General features: G+C 60.9%; 15 protein-coding genes, 2 tRNA genes and 1 other RNA gene. 10 read left to right on the top strand and 8 right to left on the bottom strand.

What is annotated here, in order from left to right; translation table 11 throughout:
- Position 1: 1 nt before the first annotated feature.
- The gene (gene sdeA, locus ACP39K_RS11890; RefSeq protein WP_033640675.1) at positions 2 to 1,189 is read right to left on the bottom strand and encodes a multidrug efflux RND transporter periplasmic adaptor subunit SdeA; all 1,188 of its coding nucleotides are present in this window, start codon (positions 1,187 to 1,189) and stop codon (positions 2 to 4) included.
- Positions 1,190 to 1,485: 296 nt separating this feature from the next.
- Here sdeA and ACP39K_RS11885 point away from each other — a divergent pair, with 296 nt between their 5' ends.
- A complete protein-coding gene (locus ACP39K_RS11885; RefSeq protein ID WP_033640674.1) occupies positions 1,486 to 1,842 on the top strand; it encodes a helix-turn-helix domain-containing protein in 357 nt (118 codons plus the stop codon).
- A 54-nt stretch (positions 1,843 to 1,896) separates the two neighbouring features.
- Here ACP39K_RS11885 and ACP39K_RS11880 read toward each other — a convergent pair.
- From ACP39K_RS11880 to ACP39K_RS11870, 3 genes are all read right to left on the bottom strand, one after another.
- Positions 1,897 to 2,016: non-coding RNA, RtT sRNA (locus ACP39K_RS11880), on the bottom strand.
- A 47-nt stretch (positions 2,017 to 2,063) separates the two neighbouring features.
- Positions 2,064 to 2,153: transfer RNA gene (locus tag ACP39K_RS11875), tRNA-Ser, on the bottom strand.
- A 527-nt stretch (positions 2,154 to 2,680) separates the two neighbouring features.
- Positions 2,681 to 2,770, bottom strand: a tRNA-Ser gene (locus ACP39K_RS11870).
- A gap of 447 nt (positions 2,771 to 3,217) precedes the next feature.
- Between ACP39K_RS11870 and ACP39K_RS11865 the strand changes: the two genes are divergently transcribed.
- The 6 genes from ACP39K_RS11865 (at position 3,218) to ACP39K_RS11840 (ending at position 10,106) form a co-directional block, all read left to right on the top strand.
- Entirely contained in the window at positions 3,218 to 4,684 is a 1,467-nt protein-coding gene (locus tag ACP39K_RS11865) for a peptide MFS transporter (RefSeq protein ID WP_016928165.1), read from the top strand.
- A gap of 126 nt (positions 4,685 to 4,810) precedes the next feature.
- Positions 4,811 to 5,752, top strand: coding sequence for a glyoxylate/hydroxypyruvate reductase GhrA (ghrA, locus tag ACP39K_RS11860; protein WP_033640673.1), 942 nt, complete (start codon positions 4,811 to 4,813; stop codon positions 5,750 to 5,752).
- 90 nt (positions 5,753 to 5,842) lie between these two features.
- Positions 5,843 to 6,580 carry a phosphatase gene (locus ACP39K_RS11855; protein ID WP_033640672.1) on the top strand — a complete coding sequence of 246 codons (738 nt, stop codon included), beginning with the start codon at positions 5,843 to 5,845 and terminating at the stop codon, positions 6,578 to 6,580.
- A gap of 42 nt (positions 6,581 to 6,622) precedes the next feature.
- Positions 6,623 to 7,201 (top strand): TorD/DmsD family molecular chaperone, encoded by a 579-nt coding sequence (locus tag ACP39K_RS11850; RefSeq protein WP_048797007.1) that lies wholly within the window; start codon positions 6,623 to 6,625, stop codon positions 7,199 to 7,201.
- A gap of 149 nt (positions 7,202 to 7,350) precedes the next feature.
- Entirely contained in the window at positions 7,351 to 8,004 is a 654-nt protein-coding gene (locus ACP39K_RS11845; protein WP_033641437.1) for a tellurite resistance TerB family protein, read from the top strand.
- Between the two features lie 68 nt (positions 8,005 to 8,072).
- Positions 8,073 to 10,106: a S9 family peptidase gene (locus ACP39K_RS11840; RefSeq protein WP_033640669.1), complete on the top strand. Its 2,034-nt coding sequence runs from the start codon at positions 8,073 to 8,075 to the stop codon at positions 10,104 to 10,106.
- A gap of 35 nt (positions 10,107 to 10,141) precedes the next feature.
- Here ACP39K_RS11840 and exoX read toward each other — a convergent pair whose 3' ends face one another.
- Positions 10,142 to 10,810 carry an exodeoxyribonuclease X gene (exoX, locus tag ACP39K_RS11835; RefSeq protein ID WP_060444442.1) on the bottom strand — a complete coding sequence of 223 codons (669 nt, stop codon included), beginning with the start codon at positions 10,808 to 10,810 and terminating at the stop codon, positions 10,142 to 10,144.
- A gap of 26 nt (positions 10,811 to 10,836) precedes the next feature.
- Positions 10,837 to 11,583, bottom strand: coding sequence for a carbon-nitrogen hydrolase family protein (locus ACP39K_RS11830; RefSeq protein ID WP_497008524.1), 747 nt, complete (start codon positions 11,581 to 11,583; stop codon positions 10,837 to 10,839).
- Between the two features lie 369 nt (positions 11,584 to 11,952).
- Here ACP39K_RS11830 and dksA point away from each other — a divergent pair, with 369 nt between their 5' ends.
- Positions 11,953 to 12,378 carry an RNA polymerase-binding protein DksA gene (dksA, locus tag ACP39K_RS11825; protein WP_004928840.1) on the top strand — a complete coding sequence of 142 codons (426 nt, stop codon included), beginning with the start codon at positions 11,953 to 11,955 and terminating at the stop codon, positions 12,376 to 12,378.
- 4 nt (positions 12,379 to 12,382) lie between these two features.
- Here dksA and ACP39K_RS11820 read toward each other — a convergent pair whose 3' ends face one another.
- A complete protein-coding gene (locus ACP39K_RS11820; RefSeq protein ID WP_004928843.1) occupies positions 12,383 to 13,279 on the bottom strand; it encodes a LysR family transcriptional regulator in 897 nt (298 codons plus the stop codon).
- Between the two features lie 148 nt (positions 13,280 to 13,427).
- Here ACP39K_RS11820 and ACP39K_RS11815 point away from each other — a divergent pair, with 148 nt between their 5' ends.
- Positions 13,428 to 13,823, top strand: coding sequence for a RidA family protein (locus tag ACP39K_RS11815; RefSeq protein ID WP_048322942.1), 396 nt, complete (start codon positions 13,428 to 13,430; stop codon positions 13,821 to 13,823).
- A 156-nt stretch (positions 13,824 to 13,979) separates the two neighbouring features.
- Positions 13,980 to 14,933 (top strand): prolyl aminopeptidase, encoded by a 954-nt coding sequence (gene pip, locus ACP39K_RS11810; RefSeq protein WP_033641435.1) that lies wholly within the window; start codon positions 13,980 to 13,982, stop codon positions 14,931 to 14,933.
- Positions 14,934 to 14,964: 31 nt separating this feature from the next.
- Here the strand turns inward: pip and ACP39K_RS11805 are convergent, their stop codons facing one another.
- Positions 14,965 to 15,195, bottom strand: coding sequence for a DNA polymerase III subunit theta (locus ACP39K_RS11805; protein ID WP_016928156.1), 231 nt, complete (start codon positions 15,193 to 15,195; stop codon positions 14,965 to 14,967).
- Positions 15,196 to 15,333 lie beyond the last annotated feature (138 nt).

The raw sequence follows: 15,333 nt of genomic DNA, 5'->3' as shown, positions 1-15,333 counted from the left end.
CTTAGTTAAGTGCGGAGGCGGTGGTGGTCATGGCGACGCTTTTCGCGTCGACCGGCATGCCCGGCATAAACACTTTCTGCATGCCGTCGACGATCACCCGATCGCCGTTTGCCAAGCCTTTTTGCACAATGCGCAATCCTTCGGCCATCCGGCCCACGTCGATGTCGCGGCGCTGCGCCTTGCCGTCTTTATCGACGATGTAAACGAACTTGCGGTTCTGATCGGTCATCACCGCTTTGTCGTCGATCAGCATGGCGTTGAACTCGGCGCTGCCGGGCATCTGTACCCGAGCGAACAGCCCCGGCGTGAAGCGGCGATCGCGGTTGTCGAGCAGGGCGCGCATGCGGATGGTGCCGGTCCCGGCGTTCAGTTGGTTATCAGTGAAGTCCACCAGCCCTTGATGCGGAGTGCCGTCTTCGCCCACCAGGCCGACTTTCACCGGCAGGCGGGCATCGTGCCGGCCTTGCTGCTGATAACGCAGGAAGGTGGCTTCATCCACGTCGAAATAGACGTAGACCTTGTCGAGCGACACCAGCGTCGTCAGCACGCTGGCGCTGTCGCCGGCGGTGACCAGGTTGCCGGCGGTGATCATCGCGCGGCTGGCGCGCCCGTCGATCGGGGCGGTGACGCGGGTAAAGTCGAGATTAAGCTGCGCCATATCGAGCTGGGCCTGCGCCGCCAGCACGTTGCTTTGCGCCTGCGCGGCGGACGAACGGCGCTGTTCCCACACCTCTTGCGAGATGGCCTGAGTACCGATCAGCTTCTCGGTGCGCGAGGATTCGCTGCGCGCCAGAGCGGCTTGGTTGCGCGCCCGCACCAGCTCTGCCTGCGCCTGTTCACGCGCGGCGCGGTAGGTGCGATCGTCGATGGTGAACAGCACCTGGCCTTTCTTCACCTCGTCGCCTTCGGTGTAGTTGACCCGCTCGATGTAACCAGAGACCCGTGGGCGCAGTTGCACGCTCTGCACCGCCTCGACCCGGCCATTGAACGCATCCCACTGGCTGATCGGCTTGACCACCACGCTGGCGGCGCTGACCACCGGCGGCGGCGGCGGGGCATTGTGCGCGACGCTGTTGTCACACCCGGCGAGCAGGGCGGCCAACAGCGCCACCCCGGAGAGCCGCTGGCCCAGAGCGACGGCGCGCGTGCGGCCGCCGGCGTTGAACGATGAGTTTGGTTGATTTGGCATTATTTTTATTCCGATAAGTAAGCGCTGTCTGGCCCCATACCCAGCCCTGTTTTCCGGGCTTTTCCCTTCATGCCGGCGTTCGGCGGAAGGGGCGCCGCGCTTTGTCATGGCGCAACGTTAGGTTTTGAAACATATTGGTGTCACATTAATGTATCAATATCGGTTACATTAATTGGGTGGAGTATAGTGGCGGCTTTCCGATAAATGCAATAATAAAAATTGCATTTAAAGCGAAACTGTTGCAACGTATGTGCATCGGGCAGAGGGTGACCCTGCCGAATGATGGGAGCATCTGCATGAACACTACGGGCTTTATTACCGATTTGAAGGCGTGGATCGACAACAATCTGGAAGAGAAACTGGATATCAACACCGTGGCGGACCGCGCGGGCTATTCCAAATGGCATCTGCAGCGCATGTTCAAACGCCAGACCGGCTACGCGCTGGGGGAGTATATCCGCATGCAAAAACTGAAAGTGTCGGCGGAGCGCCTGGCCAACAGCGGCGAGCCTATCGTGAGCGTGGCGATCTCGCTCGGCTTCGACTCACAGCAGTCGTTCAACCGCAGCTTCAAACGCCAGTTCGGCCAAACGCCGGGCGACTGGCGCCGCGCGCTGGCGCAGCCAGCGTCGGTGAGATGCACGCACCACTGAACGGTTGGGCAGTGGGGATAAAAAAGCCTGAATTTGCGTTCGGGCTTTTTTGTATGGCGGTGAGGGAGGGATAGATTCGCTGCGCTCACCCTGCGGGCCGCCGTTGGCGGTCCAAAACGCAAGCGTTTTGTCGAACCCTGTCGAGGGTTCTCACCCTCCCGGTTGGTGCGCTATGCATACAAAAAAGCCTGAACTTTCGCTCAGGCTTTCTCGTTAGAATATGGCGGTGAGGGAGGGATTCGAACCCTCGATACACTTTCGCGTATACACACTTTCCAGGCGTGCTCCTTCAGCCACTCGGACACCTCACCATATTTTTTTGTTGCGAAATCATCGCTGCAACGGGGCGCTACTATAGGGAGTGGGGCCGATCCGGTCAAGAATAATTTCTGTGTTTTTGTTCGTCCGCTCAAGCCGTGTTCACTTTGCTGAAAACTGCGGCGAACTACACGTCAGAAGTCATGAAAGGGCGAGAAAATCAGAGAGGCGGTTCGAGGAGAACCGAGAAAAAGGGGAACCTCGGTAGCGTAAGGCGGGAGGTGTTCGCGGCGGGCCGCCGTTGGCGGTCCAAAACGCAGGCGTTTTGTCGAACCCTGTCGAGGCTTCTCACCCCTCTCGGCGGTGCGCCATGCAAAAAAAGCCTGGACGCGAATCCAGGCTTTCTCTTTGAATTTGGCGGTGAGAGAGGGCTTGATTCGCTGCGCTCACCCTGCGGGCCGCCGTTGGCGGTCCAAAACGCAGGCGTTTTGTCAAACCCCGTCGAGGCTTCTCGCCCCTCTCGGCGGTGCACCATGCAAAAAAAAGCCTGGACGCGAATCCAGGCTTTCTCTTTTGAATTTGGCGGTGAGAGAGGGGTTCGAACCCTCGATACACTTTCGCGTATACACACTTTCCAGGCGTGCTCCTTCAGCCACTCAGACACCTCACCGTTTTGTTGTCGAAAACGCTTTGCGCTGTCGACGGGCGCTAATGTAGGAGAATCTGATCTCAGCGTCAACCCTCTTATTTCATTCTCATGACTGTTTAGCCAAACTTGCAGCAATTTGCTGATTTACCGAACGATATTCCCACTCGCGGTCGCCAGCGGGCAGGGTAGGCAGCGGCCAGAATTCATGACAGACGATTGTTTGACCTTTTTCTGTTCAAGTAGCTCAATATATCGCCAGTGAGATAGTTCTGTTTGATGTTATATGCATTAATACTGGATTATTAGTCAAATGTGTCGCTAAATGGAATTGTGTCGGCGCGGCGTTTTTGGCAAGGAACATCACGACGCCGCGCAGATTGCCGGGAGACAGGCCGGCGATACCGCAGACAGGGACAGACTCATTACATAATAATGCAGTAGAGGTTCGTTTTGACTCCTTCAGATGCCATGCCGGCGCCGCAAGCGCGCCATGCCATTCCCCCCGGTGCAGGGGCGCTGTTCTTCATCCAAATCTTCGCCACGCTGGGCTTCGCCGTGCTTTACTCCACGCTGGTGCTGTACGCCACCAAGCGATTGGGCTTCAACGAAAGCAGCGCCAACGCCATGATGGGCGTGTTCGGCGCCTTCAACTATGGTCTGCACATGTTCGGCGGCTACCTCGGCGGCCGTTTCCTCAGTAACCGCAACCTGTTCGTGCTCGGTATGGTGCTGCAGGTGTTCGGCTGCGCGCTGATTGCCGTCGCGGGCGTGTGGGGGCTGTACTGGGGGCTGGCGATGTTTCTGACCGGCAGCGGCCTTAACGTCACCTGCATTAACATGATGCTGACCCAGCGTTTCAAGCCGGACGATGACCGGCGCGAATCGGCATTCCTGTGGAACTACGCCGGCATGAACCTCGGGTTCTTCGTTGGCTTTACCGTCGCCGGGTATTTCCAACTGACGGAAAACTATCGCGCGCTGTTCCTGTTCGCCACGCTGGGCAATGCGGCGGCGATCATCGTCGCCGTCTGCCGCTGGCGGATTCTGGCGGATCTCAATACGCCGCTGCACGACGCCAGCCGCAGCCAATACCGTTGGCGCATGCTGGTCGGGCTGGCGGTGCTGGTGGCGCTGGTGCCGATCATCCGCGTGATGCTGACCCACGCCGAGTTCAGCGGGCACTTTGTGATCGTACTCGGCGCCCTGATCTTCCTGATGCTGTGCGTGGTGACGCTGCGCCACCATCCGCGCGATGAGCGCCGCAGAATGGCGGCCTATCTGATCCTGGCGCTGGGCTCGCTGGTGTTTTGGGCGCTGTACCAGCTGGCGCCGATGGGGCTAATGCTGTTCTCCGAGCACAACATCAATCTGAACGTTTACGGCATTCAGGTGGCGCCGCAGTGGATCCAGAATATCAACACGCTGGTGATCGTGGTGGGCGGCCCGCTGCTGGCCTGGTGGTTCAACCGCCTGCGCGCTCGCGGCTGCAACATCGACATTCCGCTGCAGTTCTCCGGATCGCTGTTCTGCATCGGGCTTGGCATGCTGGTGCTGCCGCTGGGCATCAGCATGGCCGGCGGCGACGGGCTGGTGGCGTTTAAATGGATCGTCATCAGCTATGTGCTGCAAAGCGTCGGTGAATTGATGATCTCGCCGATCGGTTACGCGATGATCGGCAAGCTGGCGCCGCCGCGCTATCAGGGCGTGATGATGGGCTGCTGGATGATGGTGACCGGCGTCGCCTCGGTGCTGGCGGGCTACGTCTCCGGCCTGATGCCGGAAAACAGCGGCAGCACGCCGCTGCAAACCAATCCCGGCTACAGCGAAATCTTCAGCGCGCTGGGCTGGGGGGCGACGGGCGTCGGCGTGGCGATGCTGATCCTCATTCCGCTGTTGCGGCGCCTTATCCGGCGCGACGGTCCGTCTGCCGCCTGATTGACGAGCATGCGCAACAGCCCCACTGGTCGGGGCTGTTTTTATTTTGGGCTTTAACGCTTGCATCCGGCGGCGAATCGCGGAAGGCTGGAGGAAAACCAATAAAAACAAACGGGAGCCCGCAGCATGAACATCATTTATTACCACCCCTTGTTTAACGCCCAGGAATGGCTGGCCGGCATCAAGCAACGCCTGCCGCAGGCCGAGATCCGCGAGTGGCAGCGCGGCGACGAGCGGCCGGCCGATTACGCGCTGGTGTGGCGCCCGCCGCACGAGATGCTGGCCAACCGCCGCGATCTGAAAGCGGTGTTCGCCCTCGGCGCCGGCGTCGACGCCATTCTTGATCAGGAACGCAAACACCCCGGCACGCTGCCCGCCGGCGTGCCGCTGCTGCGGCTGGAGGATACCGGCATGGCGCAGCAGATGCAGGAATATGCGCTGAGCTATGCGCTGCGTTATTTCCGCCGTTTCGACGAGTATCAGGCGCTCCAGCAGCGGCAGGAATGGCAGCCGCTCGATCCTCACTCGCTGGATGATTTCACCATCGGCATCCTCGGCGCCGGCGTGTTGGGGCAGAGCGTGGCGCGCAAGCTGACCGAGTTTGGCTTTCGCGTGCGCTGTTGGAGCCGCAGCGCCAAACAGATCGACGGCGTGCAAAGCTTCGCCGGGGAGGCGCAGCGCGCGGCCTTCCTCGACGGCGTCAAACTGCTCATCAATCTACTGCCCAATACGCCGGAGACCGTCGGCATCCTCAACCGCGAGCTGTTCGCGCAGTTGAGCACGGGCGCCTATCTCATCAACATCGCGCGCGGCGCGCATCTGGTGGAAGCCGATCTGCTGGCGGCGCTCGAGCAGGGGCAGCTGGCCGCCGCCACGCTGGACGTGTTCGCCCGCGAGCCGCTGCCGCAGGATCATCCGTTCTGGCGTCATCCGCGTGTCACCATTACCCCGCATATTGCTGCCATCACGTTGCCGCAGCAGGCGATGGATCAGATCGCCGCCAACATTCGCGCGCTGGAGGCGGGGCATGCCCCGGCCGGCGTGGTCGACAGGCAACGGGGATACTGATCCTTCAGCCGCCGTTCGGTAACTGATAAGCTGTTATCGTCATCGCGCCTGCCCGTACCTTTGCGGGCGGGCCCTCTGGAAGGAGAAACAATGTACCCCGTTGATTTGCACATGCACACCGTCGCCAGCACCCACGCTTACAGCACGCTGCACGATTACATCGCCGAAGCCCAGCAGAAGGGCATCAAGCTGTTCGCCATCACCGATCACGGCCCGGACATGGCCGATGCGCCGCACTACTGGCACTTTATGAACATGCACGTGTGGCCGCGCCGGGTGAACGGCGTGGGCATCTTGCGCGGCATCGAAGCCAACATCAAAAACCTGCAGGGCGATATCGACTGCACCGGCCCGATGCTGACCGCCACCGACGTGATCATCGCCGGTTTCCACGAGCCGGTGTTTGCGCCGCAGGATAAAGCGTCCAATACTGAAGCGATGATCGCCGCGATGGCGCAGGGGGACGTGCATATCATCAGCCACCCCGGCAACCCGCGTTACCCGATCGACATTCCCGCCGTCGCGGCGGCCGCCGCCAAATACGAAGTGGCGCTGGAGCTGAATAACTCGTCGTTCACCCATTCCCGCAAGGGCAGCGAGGCCAACTGCCGGGCGATCGCCGCCGCGGTGCGCGACGCCGGCGGCTGGCTGGCGCTGGGTTCGGATTCGCACGTCGCTTTTTCACTGGGTAATTTCGAGCACTGCGAGCGCATCATCGAAGAGGTGGGCTTCCCACAAGCGCGCATTCTTAACGTCAGCCCGCGCCGGTTGCTGGATTTTCTCGAGCGGCGCGGCAAGCCGGCGATTGCGGAATTGGCCGATTTGTGACATCGTCCCGGCAAAATTTTCCGTATTGTATAAGGCCTTATCATGAATGAGTTTTCGATTGTCTGCCGCGTGCTGGGTACGCTGTTCTACCGCCAGCCGCAGGATCCGCTGTTGGTGCCGCTGTTCGCGCTGATCAAAGAGGGCAAGCTGCAGCAGCACTGGCCGCTGGAGCAGGATGAGCTGCTGAAGCGCCTGCAACAGGGCTGTGACGTCAACCAGCTGGCGACCGACTTCAACGCGATGTTCGTCGGCAGCGAGTGCAGCGTGTCGCCGTTCCGCTCCGACTACGTCGAAGGCGCCAGCGAAGCGGAAGTGCGCACCTTCCTGCAGCAGCGCGGCATGCCGCTGGCGGAGGCGCCGGCCGACCATTTCGGCCAACTGCTGCTGGCGGCCTCCTGGCTGGAAGATCAGTCGCAGGAGGATGAAGCGCAGGCGCAGATCGCGCTGTTCGACGAGTTTCTGCTGCCGTGGTGCGGCCGCTTCCTCGGTAAAGTGGAAGCGCACGCCACCACCGGTTTCTACCGCACGCTGGCGCTGATGACCCGCGACGCCATCCAGGCGATGCGCGACGAGCTGGCGGAGTACGAGCAGGACGACGAAGCGGGCGACGAAGACGCGTAACGCCGCAGCCATCCAGGCGGGCCGTCCGGCCCGCTAAACACAGGTTTGCATCCCCCAGACGTAAATTGACAAAAGATCCCCTAATCTGGCGGTTTACCGTCGGTTCGGCCGCGCCTGCGCGCCGCGTTTTCTCACGCAAGGGGTAGATGATGAAAAGTAACTGGATGCAGCAGATTCAAACGTTGATCGGGCAGAAGGCCGGTGCGATGGGCGGGGCGGAAGGCATCGGCAAACTGCTGGCGCCCACGGCGCTGGGCGGCCTGGTCGGCGTGCTGTTGGCCAACAAATCTTCGCGCAAGCTGGTGGGCAAATTCGGCAAGAATGCGCTGATTATCGGCGGCAGCGCGGCGGTGGGCGCGGTGCTGTGGAACAAGTATAAGCAGCGGGTGAAAGAGACCCATCAGGACGAACCGCAGTTCGGTTTGCAAACCACGCCGGTGGATCTGCGCGCCAAGCGTTTGGTGCAGGCGCTGGTGTTCGCCGCCAAGAGCGACGGCCATATCGATGCCGACGAGCAGCGCGCCATCGATCACAGCCTGTCGCAGCTGCAGGTGGGGGAAGAGGCGCAGGGCTGGGTGCAGGAAGCGCTCGATCAGCCGCTCAACCCGGCATTGATCGCCCGCAGCGTGCAAAACGAAGACGAGGCGCTGGAGGTTTACTACCTGAGTTGTCTGGTGATCGACGTCGATCACTTTATGGAGCGCGGCTACCTCGATGCGCTGGCGCAGGCGCTGAAGATCCCGGCGGACGTCAAGCAGGGCATCGAGAGCGACGTCAACGAGAAAAAGCGCGAGCTGGCGTAGCGCCGCTTGGCAAGCCGGGGGGAATCGTGTCACTCTTGCCGCAATCTATGTAAGCGGATGATTTAGCAATGATGACCCCACCAAAAGCGGAAAAACGCCCTTATCCCATCACCATCCACGGCGATACGCGCGTGGATGACTACTACTGGCTGCGCGACGATGAGCGCGCGGACCGCCAGGTGCTGGACTACCTGCAGGCGGAGAACGCCTACACCGATGCGATGCTGAAGCCGCAGCAGGCGCTGCGCGAAACTCTGTACGAAGAGATGGTGGCGCGCATTCCGCAGCAGGAACATTCGGTGCCTTACGTGCGCCATGGCTATCGCTATCAGACGCGCTACGAGCCGGGCAACGAATACGCGATTTCCGTGCGCCAGCCGCAGGCCGAGAGTGAGCACTGGGAGGTGCTTATCGACGGCAACCAGCGCGCCGAGAACCACGAGTTTTATACCCTGGGCGGGCTGGACGTCAGCCCCGACAACCAGCGGCTGGGGGTGGCGGAGGATTTCCTGTCGCGCCGCCAGTATGACATTCGTTTCAAGAACCTGGCCGACGGCAGCTGGGCCGACGAAGTGCTGGAAAACACCTCCGGCAGCTTCGAGTGGGCCAACGACTCCTCGACGGTGTACTACGTGCGCAAGCACGCCAAGACGCTGTTGCCGTATCAGGTTTATCGCCACGTGGTGGGCAGCGATCCGCAGCAGGACGAGCTGATTTACGAAGAGCTGGACGATACCTTTTACGTCGGGCTGGAGAAGACCACCTCCGAGCGCTTTATCCTGATCCACCTGAGCAGCACCACCACCTCGGAGATCCTGCTGTTGGACGCCGATCGTGCGGACGCCAAGCCGCAGCTGTTCGTGCCGCGCCGCAAGGATCACGAGTACGCTATCGATCACTATCACCAGCATTTCTATATCCGCTCCAACAAGGACGGCAAGAACTTTGGCCTGTACCAGAGCGAGCAGGCGGACGAAGCGCAGTGGCAGACGCTGATCGCCCCGCGCGCCGACGTGATGCTGGAGGGCTTCAGCCTGTTCCGCGATTGGTTGGTGGTGGAAGAGCGCAATGCCGGCCTGACGCTGCTGCGCCAGATCCACTGGCAGACGGGCGAAGAGAAGCGCATCGCCTTCGACGATCCGACCTACACCACCTGGCTGGCGTATAACCCGGATCCGGAAACCGCGCTGCTGCGCTACGGCTATTCGTCGATGACCACCCCGACCACGCTGTACGAGCTGAACATGGACAGCGGCGAGCGGACGATGCTCAAACAGCAGGAGGTGAAGAACTTCACGCCGGAAAACTACCGCAGCGAGCGGGTGTGGGTGAAGGCGCGCGACGGCGTCGAGGTGCCGGTTTCGCTGGTGTATCGCCAGGACAGCTTCCAGCGCGGCGCCAACCCGCTGATGGTGTACGGCTACGGTTCTTACGGCAGCAGCATGGATCCGGCGTTCAGCGCCAGCCGCCTGAGCCTGCTGGATCGCGGTGTCGTGTTCGCGCTGGCGCACATTCGCGGCGGCGGCGAGCTGGGGCAGCTGTGGTATGAAGACGGCAAACTGTTCAACAAGCAGAACACCTTCAACGATTTTATCGACGTGACCGAAACGCTGATCGCCCAGGGGTACGGCGACGGCAAGCGGGTGTTCGCCATGGGCGGCAGCGCCGGCGGTCTGCTGATGGGCGCAGTGATCAACCAGGCGCCGCAGCTGTTCCACGGCGTGGTGGCGCAGGTGCCGTTCGTCGACGTGGTGACCACCATGCTGGATGAGTCCATCCCGCTGACCACCGGCGAATACGACGAGTGGGGTAACCCGAACGAGCAGGCCTATTACGACTACATCAAACAGTACAGCCCGTACGATCAGGTGAAAGCGCAGGCATACCCGCATCTGCTGGTGACCACCGGTCTGCACGATTCGCAAGTGCAGTATTGGGAGCCGGCCAAGTGGGTGGCCAAGCTGCGCGAGCTGAAAACCGACGACCGGCAGTTGCTGTTGTATACCGACATGGATGCCGGTCACGGCGGCAAATCCGGCCGCTTCAAGGCCTATGAGGATATTGCGCTGGAGTACGCCTTCATTCTGGCGCTGGCGGAGTAACGGCGAACAGCGGGCGGCCTGCGCCGCCCGCTGTGCTAGCCAATCAGATAGTATTTCAGCGTGTGCTTCATGTCCGGGCTCAGATCGTCGATGGACTTCAGCATCCAGCGCAGATAGCCGGGATCTTCCTGAGCGATGCGTTCGATTTCCTGCCCGCGATACTTGCCGAATTTGAATTTCTTCAGCAGCACCGGCTGTTCGGTGATCTGCACCATTTGCTCCGGCGTCCAGCCCGAATCCTTGATGATGCGTTGCAGCAGCGCGGCGGTGACGTAGCAGTCGTACAGCGCGCGGTGCGGGTACAGCGTGGCGTCTGCCGGCAGCTGCACGTCCAGGTTCAGCGCGTAGCGCAGATACTGGTTGCCGTACTTGATGTCCGGATACAGCGTGCGCGCCAGCTTGAGGGTGCAGATCCAGGCGCCGTTCATCTCCGGCAACACCCCGCGATCAAAGGCGGCGTTGTGCGCCACATAGTAGGGGCTGCCCTGATAGCGGCCGATCGCCACCGCGATGCGCGGTTTGCCTTCCACCATCTGTTCGGTGATGTGATGAATCGCCATCGCGTCGAGGCTGATGGGGCGGTCGGGGCTGATCAGATCGCTCATCGGATTGGTTAACTGGCCGTCGAGCAGATCGAGGGAGGCCACTTCCACCACGCCGCCCTCCAGCCCGCAGGTTTCGGTATCTATTACGCGTAACGTCATGCTTTCCTCCGCGTTGCCGTCAGGCTTCAGCTTAACCGGCACAGGCGGCCGTGCCAACCGTCGGAAGTCTTGCCGGCGATGATCAGCCCAGGAGCGTCATCCGGCGCGGCAACCAGAAGCTCTCCCGTATTATCCCAGATGGCGCTGTGGCCCGCCGGGATCCAGCCGCCGGTCGGCGCCGCATGGTTGGCCATCAGCGTGACCATGCGGTAACGCCGGGCATAGCCTGCCAGCGCGGCACTGTCTTTCGCGTAACCGGCTTCAGATACCAGCACGCCGGCGGCATAAATCTGCGCGCCCGCCCGTGCGGCGGCGCTTGCGTGGCCAGGTTCCGAAGTGTCGGCGCAGATGGCCAGCGCGATACGTTGCTGCTGTATTTCCAGCAACGGGCCGCCCTCACCGGGCGAGAAGAATTGCTGTTCCGCGCCGTGCAGATGCTGTTTGGTATAGACGGCCACCGTGCCGTTGGGGTGAAAGATCAAGGCGGCGATATGCAGCGCCTGGCCACTGTGCAAAGGCGCGCCGACGATGATCGTCATCTGCCGCGATTGCGCCGCTGCACTGAGCGGTTGCAGGCGGGGATCGCCCAGCGTCAGCGCCAGTTCGGCAGCATTGGCCAACTCATAGCCGCTTAGCGACAGTTCGGGAAACACCAGCAGTTGCACCTGCTGTTCGGCTGCCTGCGCGATAAATTCCAGGTGACGTTCAAGGTTGCTGGCGATATCGGCCGCAGCGGCGGGGTATTGGGCGGCGGCGAGGGTAAAGCAGGGCATTGGCCATCTCTCCTGTGAGGCAATAAAAAACCCGCCTTGGCGGGTTTAATGACGGATGGAAGGACGCTTACTCACCAGACGGATGCGCTTTTTTGGCGCGTTTCTCCGCACGTTTCTCAGCTGGGGTTTTCAACGGCTTCTTCTTCGCATTTTTTTTGCTATCCATTCCCTTACTCATGATGGCCTCTCGTTACCTATGATTGGGTGGCTTGCTCAGTCATTAACCGCCTAAAGCCGGCAGGATGCAAGCGACAAAGTGCGAATTGCATTTAACCTGCTGTTTACACATGAGATTTTGTTTTAGGATGACCGGGTGTTAAAAATAATTATTATGTTATAATATTACACTTTCAATGTTCGGAGAACGCAATGACTGTGATGGCATTACCGGATGCGCAGCAACTGCTGGCCATGCCGGATTCTGATTATATGAACTCGGTTCAACGGGCGTTTTTCCGTCAGCTGCTGCAGGATGAGCGGCAAAAGCTGCTGCTGCACATCGATGAGCTGAAAAAAGAGATCGACGGCGGCGAAGCGACGGGCGATGAGGCCGATAAGGCGGCGCGCGAAGAGGATCTGCGCCTGTTGTTCCGCCAGCTGGATCGCGAAAGCCGCCTGTTGCCGAAAATCGATGCGGCGCTGGCGCGCTTGCAGAACGGCGAATACGGCTACTGCCGGGAAACCGGCGAACCCATCGGGCTGGCGCGCCTGCTGCTGCGCCCGACGGCGGAACTGAGCATCGAGGCAAAAACCGCGCAGGAGATGCGTGAGCCGCATATGCGTAAAGGCGGGTAAGGTCTCAGCCGCCGAGCGTATCCACCAACAGATCGAGAAAGCGCCTGACGCGGGGTTCCAGCAGGCGCTTATTCGGATAGAGCGCCACAATCCTGACTTCTTCACCCGCCACGGCGCGCAACACCTGCCGCAGACGGCCGGCGGCCAAGTCCTCCGCAATCATAAACTCCGGCAGATACGCGATGCCCAACCCGGACAGAGCGGCATCGCGTAACGCTTCCCCACTGTCCAGCCGCAGGCGGCCGCGCACCGGGGCCTTGACCCATTCGCCGCGCTCGTCGCGCAGCCGCCAGGGCTGTTTTTGGTTGCGGCTACTGAACAGCAGAGCCTCGTGCCCGGCGAGCGACTCGACGGTTTGCGGTTCGCCACGGGCGGCGAGGTAGGCGGGGGAGGCGCACAGCAGGGCGCGATACCTGGCGAGGGTTCTGGACACCAGCCGGGTATCCGGCGCCGTGACGCCAATCCGCACCGCCAAATCAAATCCTTCTTCCACGATATCCGCCAGGCGATCGGAAAAACTGATCTCCACCTGCACCTCAGGCCAGGCGACGAGAAATTTCGGCACCAGCGGCAACAGGATCCGTCTGCCGAAGGCGGCGGGAGCGGTCAGCCGCAGCACCCCGCGTGCGGTGCCTTTGTCGCCGGCCACGCTGGCCTCGGCGTCGTCGACCGAAGCGAGGATCTGCAGACCGCGCCGATAAAACTCTCGCCCCTCGTCGGTCAGGCCAAGCGAACGCGTGGTGCGATGCAACAGCCGCACGCTCAGCCGCTGCTCCAGACGCGCGATGGCCTTGCCCGCCGCCGAGCGCGATAGCCCCATCGTCTGTCCGCCGGCGACAAAACTGCCGGCGTCGACGACGGCCATGAAAACCTGAATGTCATTGAGATTCGCCCGCAGCATGCCGCCCCCCGAGAGCCGGTGATAAGATAATTAATTTAACATATTCAATTAATTAACTGCATAGTCAATGTCGTTTCAGTGACGACATTCATTCGCCAATCAAACGATTATAGTCGTCATGGAAACGATAAACGGTTGGAGAAGCAGCATGAAAAACGGCATCACGCACTACCATCACGGGGTCATTTGGGAAGAGGAGAATGGCGTGTCCCAAGGCGTTCGCGTCAAAGACACCCTCTACATTTCGGGGCAATTTTCCCATGATATGCAGGGTGAGTTTATCGGCGCGGGCGATATCGAACGGCAAACCCAACAGACGTTGGACAACCTGGATCGGGTATTGGCGGGATTCGGCGCCGAACGTTCGAACCTGGCGTATGTGGAGATCTACCTGACCGACGTACAGGCGCACGTTGAACCGTGCATTGCGTTGTTCAAGCGCTATGTCGGCGATCACCGGCCCGCCGGTTCGCTGATCGGCGTCACCGGGCTGGCTTCGCCCGAGCAGTTGGTGGAGATCAGTGCGATCGCGCACCTCAACTGATCGGGCCTGTGGGCATTTTACAGGCAGGTCGTTGTGATTTTGAGCAAACGCGCGCCGAGTTCTCGGCGCGCGTTCGAGTTTTCGGGTTTTACCGTTGACCTGCCGGGCGGCTTCCGCTTTGATGAAAGCATGACTCACAGAGAGACGGAAAGCGCCATGGAACAATTACGAGGTTTGTACCCGCCGTTAGCGGCATACGACAGCGGTTGGCTGGATACTGGGGATGGCCACCGGATCTACTGGGAGCTGAGCGGTAACCCGAACGGTAAACCGGCGGTATTCATTCACGGCGGGCCGGGCGGCGGCATCTCCCCGCATCATCGTCAGCTGTTCGATCCTGAACGCTACAAGGTGCTGCTGTTCGATCAGCGCGGTTGCGGCCGCTCCCGTCCGCATGCCAGCCTGGACAACAACACCACCTGGCATTTGGTGGCCGATATCGAGCGGCTGCGCGAAATGGCCGGCGTCGATCAATGGTTGGTGTTCGGCGGTTCCTGGGGATCGACGCTGGCGCTCGCTTATGCCCAAACGCACCCGGAGCGCGTCAGTGAAATGGTGCTGCGCGGCATCTTCACCCTGCGCAAGCAGGAGCTGCATTGGTATTACCAGGACGGCGCTTCGCGCTTCTTCCCGGAAAAATGGGAGCGCGTGCTGTCCATCCTCTCGGATGACGAGCGTAAAGACGTGATCGCCGCCTACCGGCAGCGGCTGACCTCGGCCGATCCGCAGGTGCAGCTTGAAGCGGCCAAACTGTGGAGCGTGTGGGAAGGGGAGACGGTCACGCTGTTGCCGAGCCGCGAATCCGCTTCGTTCGGCGAGGATGATTTCGCGCTGGCGTTCGCCCGCATTGAAAACCACTACTTCACCCATCTGGGCTTCCTGGAAAGCGACGATCAACTGCTGCGCAACGTGCCGCTGATCCGCCATATTCCGGCGGTGATCGTCCACGGCCGCTATGACATGGCCTGCCAGGTGCAGAACGCCTGGGACCTGGCCAAGGCCTGGCCGGAGGCGGAGCTGCATATCGTGGAAGGGGCGGGGCATTCGTATGATGAGCCGGGCATTTTGCACCAGCTGATGATCGCCACCGACCGGTTTGCCGGCAAGTGACGCAAAAAACCCGCCGTAACGGCGGGTTTTTCTATTTAGCCTTCGGTTCGTACGGCAGGCGCGAAAACTTGTGGGATTCCGCGCGGTAGTGCGCCACGCGCTCGCGAAAATAGTCGCGCAGCGCTTCCGGTTGCTCGCGCTCCACCACTTCCGGGATCACCGGCATGTTGTAGCGCTCTTTATACGCCACGCCTGAGGCGGCGAGATCCACATTCACCCTGTCCATCTCTTCTTTGGACAGCTCGGCCAGATTGTAACCCACGCTATGCTCCTTACTTACTTTGCCGCATTGAATCTGCGCAGAAGGTAATCCACCCGGCGGCGCTTGGCAAGCCCATTACGCCGTTGTCGGGAGCGATATTTATCCAGCAGTAATGCAATCTATTTATTCTTTTAAATA

Source organism: Serratia sp. EC4, from assembly GCF_059652115.1.
Note: the sequence above shows the minus strand (reverse complement) of the source record. Positions and strands in the feature narration are given on the sequence as shown.

Coding starts and splice junctions, on each gene's coding strand:
- ACP39K_RS11845 (WP_033641437.1), top strand. CDS start 7,351: ATGAAAAGTAACTGGATGCAGCAGATTCAAACGTTGATCGGGCAGAAG.
- sdeA (WP_033640675.1), bottom strand. CDS start 1,189: ATGCCAAATCAACCAAACTCATCGTTCAACGCCGGCGGCCGCACGCGC.
- ACP39K_RS11885 (WP_033640674.1), top strand. CDS start 1,486: ATGAACACTACGGGCTTTATTACCGATTTGAAGGCGTGGATCGACAAC.
- ACP39K_RS11830 (WP_497008524.1), bottom strand. CDS start 11,583: ATGCCCTGCTTTACCCTCGCCGCCGCCCAATACCCCGCCGCTGCGGCC.
- ACP39K_RS11855 (WP_033640672.1), top strand. CDS start 5,843: ATGTACCCCGTTGATTTGCACATGCACACCGTCGCCAGCACCCACGCT.
- ACP39K_RS11850 (WP_048797007.1), top strand. CDS start 6,623: ATGAATGAGTTTTCGATTGTCTGCCGCGTGCTGGGTACGCTGTTCTAC.
- ACP39K_RS11865 (WP_016928165.1), top strand. CDS start 3,218: ATGCCGGCGCCGCAAGCGCGCCATGCCATTCCCCCCGGTGCAGGGGCG.
- ACP39K_RS11840 (WP_033640669.1), top strand. CDS start 8,073: ATGATGACCCCACCAAAAGCGGAAAAACGCCCTTATCCCATCACCATC.
- ACP39K_RS11820 (WP_004928843.1), bottom strand. CDS start 13,279: ATGCTGCGGGCGAATCTCAATGACATTCAGGTTTTCATGGCCGTCGTC.
- dksA (WP_004928840.1), top strand. CDS start 11,953: ATGACTGTGATGGCATTACCGGATGCGCAGCAACTGCTGGCCATGCCG.
- ACP39K_RS11815 (WP_048322942.1), top strand. CDS start 13,428: ATGAAAAACGGCATCACGCACTACCATCACGGGGTCATTTGGGAAGAG.
- ghrA (WP_033640673.1), top strand. CDS start 4,811: ATGAACATCATTTATTACCACCCCTTGTTTAACGCCCAGGAATGGCTG.
- pip (WP_033641435.1), top strand. CDS start 13,980: ATGGAACAATTACGAGGTTTGTACCCGCCGTTAGCGGCATACGACAGC.
- exoX (WP_060444442.1), bottom strand. CDS start 10,810: ATGACGTTACGCGTAATAGATACCGAAACCTGCGGGCTGGAGGGCGGC.